The following is a 1278-nucleotide window of genomic DNA, read 5'->3' on the forward strand; positions in this document are numbered from 1 at the left end:
TGGAGCTTCCCCGTGATCGCGGACACCTGGAGACTGGGATCTGAGTGATCCCAGAGGAAGTAGCACCAGGTGGGAAGTAAGTACACGAAGCGGTACACCGAGGAGTTCAAGCAGGACGCGATCGCGCTCGTCGACTCCACGGGCAAGACGGTCACCGCCGTCGCCCGGGAGCTCGGCATCAGCTCGGAGTCTCTGCGCGGCTGGTACCGCCAGGCGAAGGCCGACCGGGGCGAGGGCGCTCCGGGAGAGCTCACGACTGCCGAGCGTGAGGAGCTCAAGCGGCTCCGTCGGCAGAACGCCGAGCAGGCCAAGACGATCGAGGTGCTGCGAAAAGCCGCGGTCTTCTTCGCGAAGGAGAGCGATCGGTGAACGACACGTACGCGTTCATCGAGGCGGAGAAGACCACCTACAACGTCGCTTTCCTCTGCCGCCTGCTGAAGGTGGCCCGTTCCTCGTTCTATGCCTGGGTCGCCGCGGCGAAGACCCGCTCGGCCCGCCGGGCCGCCGACCAGGCCCTGGTGCATGAGATCACCGTGATCCACGTCGGGTCGCGCCATACCTACGGCGTCCCGCGCGTCCACGCCGAACTGCGGCGTCTGGGACGGCGGGTGAACCGCAAACGAGTCGCTCGCCTCATGCACGAGCACGGCATCCAGGGCGTCACCCGCCGCAAGCGCCGTTCGCTGACCAGGCCGGACACGAAGGCCAGGCCGGCCCCGGACCTGATCGGCCGCGACTTTGACGCCGAAATGCCCGGCACGAAACTGGTCGGCGACATCACCGCGCTGCCGACCACCGAGGGCTGGCTCTACCTCGCCTGCTGGCTGGACCTGGCCACCCGCGAGGTCGTCGGCTACTCGATGGCCGACCACCACCGCGCCGACCTCGTCACCGACGCACTCGACATGGCCCACGGCCGCGGTGGACTGCAATCCGGCTGCGTGATCCACAGCGACCGCGGCAGCGAATACACCTCGAGCCGATTCCGCGCTCGAATACGGGAGTTGGGTCTTCGTCAGAGCTGCGGCCGCACCGGATCTTGTTTCGACAACGCCGCGGCGGAGAGTTTCTGGGCCCTGCTCAAAGAAGAGATCGGCACCCGCGTCTGGTCCGACCGGGCCACCGCCCGAGCCGACGTCTTCGACTTCATCGAGACGTTCTACAACCGCCGCCGTCTGCGCAGACACAAGGCCTTCGGCTACCTCACCCCGGCCGAGACCCGACGGCGACACCGACACGCCCTCGCGGCATAACCATCAAGTGTCCAAGATCACGGGG

2 protein-coding genes are annotated in these 1278 nt (G+C 67.2%); both read left to right on the forward strand.

Annotated features, from left to right (window positions below):
- The first annotated feature begins 69 nt into the window (after nt 1-69).
- Nucleotides 70-369, forward strand: a complete 300-nt coding sequence (locus ACFV6E_RS42805) for a transposase (protein ID WP_385168136.1) — start codon at nt 70-72, stop codon at nt 367-369.
- Nucleotides 366-1253 (forward strand): IS3 family transposase, encoded by an 888-nt coding sequence (locus ACFV6E_RS42810; RefSeq protein WP_385469175.1) that lies wholly within the window; start codon nt 366-368, stop codon nt 1251-1253. Before ACFV6E_RS42805 ends, ACFV6E_RS42810 begins: the two co-directional genes overlap by 4 nt.
- Nucleotides 1254-1278 lie beyond the last annotated feature (25 nt).

Source organism: Streptomyces sp. NPDC059785 (assembly GCF_042732375.1).
Classification (GTDB): domain Bacteria; phylum Actinomycetota; class Actinomycetes; order Streptomycetales; family Streptomycetaceae; genus Streptomyces.